The organism is Flavobacterium filum DSM 17961 (assembly GCF_000425465.1).
Lineage (GTDB): Bacteria > Bacteroidota > Bacteroidia > Flavobacteriales > Flavobacteriaceae > Flavobacterium > Flavobacterium filum.
In genome coordinates this window covers 19217-28527 of sequence record NZ_AUDM01000022.1, presented here as the reverse complement: position 1 = coordinate 28527, position 9311 = coordinate 19217, and the positions used below count along the sequence as shown (strand labels likewise).

The window sequence follows — 9311 nt, the reverse complement described above, 5'->3', positions numbered from 1 at the left end:
AATAGGAAGATTTTGGCAGATGGATCCATTAGCGGAACAAGGTCGTAGATGGTCGCCTTATAATTATTGTTTTAATAATCCTATTTACTTCCAAGATCCTGACGGTATGTGGCCAAAAATACCATCGTGGAGCGATGTTAAAAAATCTTACAATGAAGCCAAAGCAACTGTTGCCAAATCTTATAATGAAGCTAAAGCAACAGTTTCCAAAACTTATAATGAGACTAAAGCCTCTGTAACAAAAACTTACAATGAAACCAAAGCTTCTGCAACTAAAGTTTATAACGAAACTAAAGCCTCTGTAGCCAAAACTTATAATGAAACGAAGAAAGCAGTTGTTGAGACAACAAATAAAGCTGTAGCAGCAACAAAGGAAACTGTAAACGATGCTCGTCAATGGGTTAAAGAAAACGAAGGAACTATTACAGCTGTTTCTCAAGGCATGCAAGATATAGGCGATGGAATAGCGGTTGTTGGATATGGTTTAACTCTTACAGGTATTGGTGCGGAAATTGGAGTTCCCTTGGCAGCCATTGGTAATGGTCTTTCAGGAGCAGGGGCGATTATTGAAATTGGCGTTCAGTTAAATAATGAAGATTTAAACGGAGCAGGGACAAATGCAGGTTTAATGGTTGCTGACAAGCTAATAGAAAAAGGTCTTAATAAAGTTTTACCAGGTTCTGGTAATATTAAAGATGTCGATTTTAACCTTGATAAGTCAATTTTAACTCAGGGAGCTAGTTTAAAGACAACAGCAGTAGGTAGAGCTATTAACAACGAAGAAGAAAAAAAATAAGTATGTTCTTTTCAATAATATTAATGATAATTGGTGTAGTCGTTTTCTGTATTACTTACAAAGATGGTAAAAAGAGAAAACCAGAATTAACAACTTCTTACGTAATGCATTTAAAAGGCTACGTTGGAGGTGTAGTAGTTTTTTTGATAGGTTTAATAATGTTTTTAAAAAATTGATAAAAATGGAAACAAAAGAAATCATAAAGTTAATATTACCATTATTAGCAATAGGGTTTGGTATTTTTATAAAAATAACAAAAAATGAAAATTATAGTTCGACAAAAAAATATTGGTTATTTATAGTTATAGTAGGTGTTTTGTTGTTTTTATTTAGATTATACAAATACTTAAAATAGACCATTTTTTAAAATATTTTACATCAAAAACCACCGCTCCCGCCCGAATCCTTTCGGGTGGTTCAAGCAAATAATTAAAAGTTTTTATTACTTTTGAAATAAAGAAAAAGTCAGATTAATTAGTTTTATTTATTTCAGGCGTTAAAGTAGGCAAAACAGTTTACCAAGGCAGTGAAGACCCTGTTGTAACCGATTATTTAGGCGGTTTTCAGTATGTGAATAGTGAATTACAGTTCTTCTCTCACCCGGAAGGTTATGTAAGTGTGGTGAAATTTGGACCGGATAACTTAGTAATTAACTATGCGTATCAGTACAAAGACCATTTAGGCAACATTCGCTTAAACTATGGAAAAGACCCTGAAACCAACGTTCTTAAAGTATTGGAAGAAAACCATTACTACCCTTTTGGTTTGAAACACCAAAATTACAACACGGGTAGAAAGCAATATGGCAAAAAAGAAGATGAACTTACAGCTTTGCAAATACCCGGTTTAGTATTACCAACAGAGGAGAAGCCGATGGTGTATAAGTATAAGTACAACGGGAAAGAATGGCAAGACGAGTTATTATTGAATTGGTATGATTATGGTGCAAGGAATTATGACCCTGCGATTGGTAGATGGATGAATATTGACCCGTTGGCTGAGAAGTATCCGAGCATATCACCGTATGCCTATGTTGCTAATAATCCAATAATGTACATCGACCCTGACGGTAGGGATATTGTTTTACCAAAAGGCACATCTACAAAGGATACCTATACAATTTTAGGTAATCTTCAAAAACTTACAAATGATAAGTTAGTTTATTCAACTCAAAAAGACGGAACTATTAGAATTAAAATAGCAAGCCTTGCAAAATCTGGTTCAGAAACTAAAGCAGCAGGAACTAATTTAATTAGAGAACTAAATAGTTCTGATAAAACTACTACTATAGTAATAGGAGCTGCTGGTAGTGGCAATTCTGCTAGACCTGACAGCAGAGATGCATCTGGAAATACTGATTGGACAAAATCAACCAATGGAAAAGGAGATGATGTAACAGTAAATTTTGACCCTACATCAAATCCATCTATAAAAACGGTTGATCCCAAAACAGGTAATGTTTCAGGTGCAAAAAGACCAAATCAAGTTGGTTTAGCACATGAACTAATACACGCAGACCACATTACCGAAGGAGATGTAAGTTTTACACCGACGGCACATACTTACAAAACAGCAGGAGGAAACGTTACACAAACAAAACCTAATGAAGAGTTAAGAACAGTTGGCGTTAAGGGAGTGAAAAAAGGAGATATTAAAGAAAATCAAATAAGAAAAGAACAAGGACAAAATCCAAGAGGAGCATATTAATATGAAAGCATATTTTTTTTATACAGTATTTATTTTTCTTTTTGTGTCTTGTAATTCACAGGATAAACCAAAAGACACCATTATGAACTCACACACAGAAAAGGTACAGTTTTATTTTTATCCATCAAGCGGTGGTGAAGCTATCTATGAAGTTGATTATAATGATGGCCAAATTACAATTGAGAATAAAGAAATCCCAAATGTTATTTTCAAAAAATCTTTTAGTAAAGATGAAAATATAAAAATAAATGAGTTTACGGATAAATTAAGAATTGCACCAAATACAACTACTGAAATCATTTTAGATTCTTGGCGGATAGAGTTAAAAATAAATGATATAGTTTATTACAACAAGTCAGGTGTGAAAATGAAGGATTTACCTCTTGAAATTAAAGAACTTTTAGAGTATTTAATTATAGGTTCAACAGTAAAAATAGATTTATACGACTTCTCATAAACATTTAGCCCTCAAAATTGAGGGCTTTTTAATGCGTAAGCTTTTCTAGCTTTAAAATCTCTCAAATAAGTATCAATAACCCCCCAGATAACTATGGTTTAAGCAAATAAAAAAAGTTTTTTACTACATTTGAATTAAAGCAAAAGTATGAGTAGAAATTATAAATTTACTTCGTCTGTTCCCCAACCCGCTCCATCAAAACAAAACACGATAACCCACTTTAAAACGTTATTACTACAAGTATAAATATTGTGATTTTTAATTCAAATGAAAAATCAATCGCTAATTGCTTATATTTGACCAAATCCTAAATAGCCCGTAATGAAATTGCATTCTTTCAAAATTATTTCCAAACTAATTTGTTACGGAATAACTTTGTTGATGGTAATGGGTCTATTTACCGCCTGCACCTCCTACAAAACCCAACTTGGCAGTCAAGCCACTTCGTTTTACAACAATCAATCGCTTGATACGACCACCATTGTGTATTCTGTTTTTTTAACCGGAAATGCGGCGAATACACAAAATGATAGAGCTACCCCAACACTTTCCAACTTTAAAAAACGGTTGGAAACCGCCTCAAAAAACAGCACTGCTCTATTTTTAGGCGATAATGTTTTTCCGTTGAATGGGATAGGTGAAAATCGTTCGCTCGGTGAAGACAAACTTTTAAAACAGCTGCAACTGACAGATAAATTCAAAGGAAACGTATATGTTCTGCCCGGTGATTATGATTGGGGTAACGGCTTGAATCATTTGTTGGCACAAGAAAAATTCATTTCGGCTTATGGTAAAAAAACAGCTCAATTGCTCCCCAAAAACGGTTGTGGAATGGAATTCATCTCCCTCAGTGAAAACGTTGAATTAATCGCCATCAACTCGCAATGGTTTTTGGAAGATTGGAACGAACATCCCGAAATCAACAGCGGATGTAGTCTTAAAACCCGTGAGCAATTTTTTGACGAACTCGATAGTCATTTGTTGGAAAATCAGGAAAAAACGATATTGTTAGCCATTCATCATCCGCTTTTGAGCAATGGCGTTTATGGTGGTCAGTATTCGTTACATCAACAACTTTTTCCGCTTGAAAAGAACATTCCGTTGCCGATTGTTGGCAGTTTTTATAACCTGTTTCGAAAAGCAAGTGGCTACAAAACCGGAGATGTACAACATCCATCTTATCGTGAAATGACTGATCGGATAAAAGCGATTGTACAAAAATACAAGCATGTGGCAGTGGTTTCCGGTCATGAACAAAATTTGCAATACATCAACAAAGACGGTATTCAACAGATTATTAGTGGGTCGGGAGCTCATTTTACTCCGGCAAGAGCAGTGAACCCGAATGATTTTAGTTTTGGTGGTTTTGGTTATGCGGTGGTGGATATTTATGCAAACGGAGCTTCTACTATTTCCTATTATTCCACCAACAATCGAAAAGAAGGTTTGCTTTTCCGACAAAAACTAAGAGAACCGGAATCGAATGTTAAACATCAAAATTATCCCAAACAATTTGACCCAACCGTTAAACGTTCCATTTTTGGCAAACCCGTTGGTCGTAAAAACGGGGTGTATCAATTTTTATGGGGAAAACATTATAAAAATTATTATAAACAAACGCTTGTGTTTAAAACTGCCACTTTGGATACCCTTTTTGGCGGATTAAAACCAATTGGAATTGACAACGAAGCCACCACAAAATCACTTTTACTAAAAGATAAAAACGGAAAAGAATTTGTGATGACGCCACTGGAAAAAGATGCTTCTTCCTTTTTTAAATCGTTGGCGTATGAACAAAAAAACAGCAAGAATACGTCCAAAAATTATTTGTCAGAAGATTTTCTTCGGGATTATTTTACTACCATTCATCCGTTTACTCCGTTGGTTATTCCGGTTTTGTCTAAATCAATTGATGTTCCTTTTACGCAACCAAAATTATATTACATCCCTAATCAAAACGGCTTGAGTACGTTCAATGAGCAATTTGGCGGTACGTTATATTATGTTTCCGAAAAAGCGAATACTACGCAAAAAAACAATAGCATTTTTGGAAAACCCTCTGCTATTATTGACACGGATGAAATGTTACATCAAATCCGAACCGATAAAAACCATGTGGTGGATACCGAAGACTATATTCGAGCTCGATTGTTTGATATGCTTATTGGCGACTGGGACCGACAGGAAAAAAATTGGCGTTGGGGCGTTCATCAGGAAAAAGGAAAAACCATTTATCGACCAATTCCGATTCATCGCGACCAAGCTTTCGCCAAATATGACGGTGCTTTTTTAGGATTATTAAAAAGTATTCCGGCGATGGGGCAAATGCATTCCTACAGCTATCAACACAAAAAAACAAAAGATTTTAACGAAATATCGTATGCATTAGATTTGGCTATTCTCTCCGATAGTGATGAAAAAAATTGGGAAAAACAAGCGAAGTATATTCAAGAACACTTGACTAATGATGTGATTAATAAGGCTTTTTTACAATTGCCATCAGAATTGCAAGACGAAACTACCTCCAAATTGAAACTGTTTTTGCGGAATCGATTGAAGAAATTACCACAAGTTGCCAAACAATATCAGCATTTGTTACACAAAAAAACATTGGTGGTTGGCACGATGCAAAATGATGTTTTTGTCATCAATCGTTTGTCTAACGGAAGAACTTCTGTAGTGGTGTATAACGGGAAAAAACTGCCTTCCAATATTGTTTACGAACGCACTTTTTCAAAAAAGCAAACCAAAGAAATCTGGCTTTTTGGGTTGGAAGGAAAAGACGAATTTAGCATGGAAGGAAAAGAATTTTCTCCCATCAAGATTCGTTTAATTGGTGGTTTAGGTGATGATTCCTACGTGGTTGAAAATGGCAAAAAAGTAAAAATTCACGATTTTAAAACGAATACAACGCTGAATGTTGATAGAAAAACGGCTGTGCTGTTGTCGAATGATTATGAGACTAATACGTATGATTACAAAAAACCAAAGTTCAATACATTTTCGGGAGTTCCGTTGTTGGGTTTCAATCCGGATGACGGTTTCAGAGTTGGATTTAAGTTGAATTACATCAAAAAAGGATATGTAGGCAATCCCTTTTCACAAAATCATAGCCTAAATGCAAATTATTATTTTGCCACAAATGGTTACGCTTTCGGCTATTCCGGAATCATCAAAAAAGCGGTGGCATCGTATGATTTGATTATGGATGCACAAGTCACCAGTAGTAGTTTTGCACAGAACTTTTTTGGTTTTGGAAATGAAACCCCGAATGACGCAGACGATTTTGATTTTAACCGTGTTCGAATTGCATCGTATAAAGTGAGTCCGGGATTGGTTTGGCAAAAATCAAAAAGTACCGCTATAACCGGACAAATTCAATACGAAGCTTATAAGGTTGAAAATACTCCGGATCGCTTTATTTCATCGGGAGTAGTTGACAATCGCGTTTTTGATTTTCAACATTTTGCCGGAATCGGATTGACGTATCAATTCAAAAATTATGACAATTCATTTATTCCTTCGTTGGGAATGGGTTTTCAGTTGCAAGGAAAATGGTTGACAAATCTGGGTGATTTTTCACGTCAAGTTCCCTCTGCAGAAACCGCTTTGAACCTCGTATATCGTTTAACTCCGGATGCTCAATGGAAAATAGAAACTACTTTAAAAGCCAAAACGTTATTTGGTTCGACATTTGAATTTTATCAAGCGGCAACGTTGGGTGGTGATGCAGATATAAGAGGTTTCAGAGAAAATCGTTTTTCAGGTAGAACAGCTTATTTTCAGGGAACTGATTTGCGATATGCCATTGGTCAAATAAAAAACCCATTTGCTCCGGTAAATTATGGTGCATTTGTTGGGTTTGATTACGGTAGAGTTTGGTTGCCCAACGATGTTTCAGACAAGTGGCATCAATCTACCGGATTTGGAATGTGGTTGAACAGCAGTAATGTCATTTCTTCTACACTTTCTTATTTTCATTCGAGTGATGGGGGGAGGATTGCTTTTGGGATGAAATTTAATTTTTAATGCTTAATAGAATGTAAATACTTTTAAGAACACAGATCGGAGAAATTTAAATAATTTTTAAAATTTCTTGAATTTCTTATATCCGTGTACAAAAAAATTAAGGAACACAGATTTGAACAATTGGAGAAATTGGAATAATTTTCTTTTGTTATTTTTAAAATTTCTTGAATTTCTTACATCCGTGTTCCAAGGTAAGTTATATAAATTTGTATGAATTAAAATTAATTTTTGCTTAAGATTTATTTTTTTAACAGAATAAATAAAAATAATTTCAAATTTTGTTAAAAAATTTATCTTGATGAAAACAAAATTGATATTGTTTTTTACACTAGTATTCGTATTTCAAAATTGTGGCAAAGTGAACAAAAAGCCTTTAAATATTGGTCACCGTGGAGCGATGGGACACGAAACGGAAAACACCATTGCTTCGGTTAAAAAGGCTTTGGAGTTAAATGTAGATATGATTGAAGTTGATGTTTTTTTGATTAAAAGCGGTGAATTAGTGGTTTTCCATGACGAAATATTAGATAGCCTTACCGATACCAAAGGTAAGATTGAAGATTTTACGTGGGAAGAATTACAAAAAGTGGTCGTAAAAGGAAATCATCAAATTCCAACCTTAGACGAAGTCATTGAAACCGTTGATAAATTGGTGGTTTTGAACATAGAACTAAAAGGAAAAAATACAGCCCAACCTACTCTTGAATTATTGGAAAAATATTATCAAAAAGGATGGACAAAAGAAGATTTTTTGATTTCCAGTTTTTTGTGGGATGAATTGGAATCCTTTAGAAAATTAGATAATGAAATTCCCATTGCCGTTTTGACTGAGGAAAATCCCTTGGATGCTATTGCAACCGGAAAAAAACTGAAAGCAGTAGCCATCAATCCATGGTGGAAAACCTTAACTGAGGAAAATGTTGAAGCATTGCACAGCGAAGGTTTTCAGATTTACACCTATACCGTAAATGAACCGAAAGACATAAAATCGGTAACCGAATTGGGAGTGGATGGAATTTTTTGTAATTTTCCCGAAAGATTACATTGATGTATGATGTGTTGATTGTTGGTGGTGGAGCAGCGGGCTTTTTTGCCGCTATTAACCTCGCTGAAAAAAATCCAAACTATAAGATTGCCATTCTCGAACGGGGAAAAGAAGTACTCACAAAAGTACGCATTTCCGGTGGTGGACGTTGCAACGTGACGCATGCCTGTTTTGTTCCCAATGATTTAGTAAAATTTTATCCGCGTGGCGAAAAAGAGTTGCGTGGACCTTTTCATCAATTTTGTTCGGGTGATACGATTGAATGGTTTGAAAAGCATGGAGTGGAATTAAAAATAGAAGAAGACGGCAGAATGTTTCCGGTTTCCGATTCTTCTCAAACGATAATTGATTGTTTTTTGAATGCCGCCAAAAAATATAAAATTGACATCTTAACCGGACAAAGTGTGCAATCTATTTTTCGTTCAGAAGATAGCTGGAAAGTTGAAACGAATCAGCAAACGTTTCGTTGTGACAATTTGGTGATGACTACCGGGAGCAATCCCAAAATGTGGGAAATGCTGGAAAAATTAGGCCATACGATTGTTCCGCCGGTACCTTCCCTATTTACCTTTAACATCAAAGACAAACGAATTAAAGATTTAATGGGTGTTTCGGCTTTTGCTACTGTTAAAGTCAAAAACTCCAAACTCTCAGCTTCGGGACCTTTGTTAATTACCCATTGGGGCATGAGTGGCCCGGGTATTTTACGTCTTTCCGCTTGGGGAGCACGCGAATTATTTGATAAAAATTATCAGTTTATTTTGGAAGTCAATTGGTTGAACGATGCCACTTTGGAAGAAGTAGAAAACCAGTTGAAAAAATTAAAATTAGAACACGCCAAAAAAGTAGTGGGCAAAAAATCGCCTTTTGATTTCCCCAACCGATTGTGGGAAAGTTTGGTTTTGGCTTCTGAAATTTCATTAGAAACCAAATGGGCCGATTTATCCAAAAAACAGCTTCAAAATTTAGCCTTGCAACTGAGCAATGGCCAATTTCTAGTGAATGGAAAAAGTACATTTAAAGAAGAATTTGTGACCGCTGGCGGAATTGATTTAAAAGAAATTAATTTCAAAACGATGGAAAGTAAATTACTCCCTAATGTATATTTTGCCGGTGAAATTTTGAATATCGATGCCATAACGGGTGGATTTAATTTTCAAAATGCTTGGACGGGTGGATTTATTGTGAGTGAGCATCTTGCAAATTCTCATTCATAAGTGAAAAATTCTCATCAAGAACGTTGTAATTGATTAAAAATCAATTATATTTGATTACCT

7 protein-coding genes are annotated in these 9311 nt (G+C 35.1%); all 7 read left to right on the top strand.

Features of this window, described 5'->3' with window-relative positions:
• Positions 1–796: RHS repeat-associated core domain-containing protein (locus tag H601_RS0112015; RefSeq protein WP_483788262.1), on the top strand; the 796-nt coding region annotated here is incomplete at its 5' end.
• Between the two features lie 181 nt (positions 797–977).
• Positions 978–1151 carry a hypothetical protein gene (locus tag H601_RS0112005; RefSeq protein WP_156900398.1) on the top strand — a complete coding sequence of 58 codons (174 nt, stop codon included), beginning with the start codon at positions 978–980 and terminating at the stop codon, positions 1149–1151.
• 215 nt (positions 1152–1366) lie between these two features.
• Positions 1367–2503: an RHS repeat-associated core domain-containing protein gene (locus H601_RS16850; RefSeq protein ID WP_026711695.1), complete on the top strand. Its 1137-nt coding sequence runs from the start codon at positions 1367–1369 to the stop codon at positions 2501–2503.
• A gap of 82 nt (positions 2504–2585) precedes the next feature.
• A complete protein-coding gene (locus H601_RS0111995) occupies positions 2586–2960 on the top strand; it encodes a hypothetical protein (protein ID WP_156900399.1) in 375 nt (124 codons plus the stop codon).
• A 321-nt stretch (positions 2961–3281) separates the two neighbouring features.
• Entirely contained in the window at positions 3282–6989 is a 3708-nt protein-coding gene (locus H601_RS0111990; RefSeq protein WP_026711743.1) for a bifunctional metallophosphoesterase/BamA family protein, read from the top strand.
• 358 nt (positions 6990–7347) lie between these two features.
• Positions 7348–8037, top strand: coding sequence for a glycerophosphodiester phosphodiesterase (locus tag H601_RS0111985; RefSeq protein WP_245571652.1), 690 nt, complete (start codon positions 7348–7350; stop codon positions 8035–8037).
• Entirely contained in the window at positions 8037–9251 is a 1215-nt protein-coding gene (locus tag H601_RS0111980; RefSeq protein WP_035655929.1) for a BaiN/RdsA family NAD(P)/FAD-dependent oxidoreductase, read from the top strand. The genes H601_RS0111985 and H601_RS0111980 overlap by 1 nt, the downstream gene beginning before the upstream one ends.
• Positions 9252–9311 lie beyond the last annotated feature (60 nt).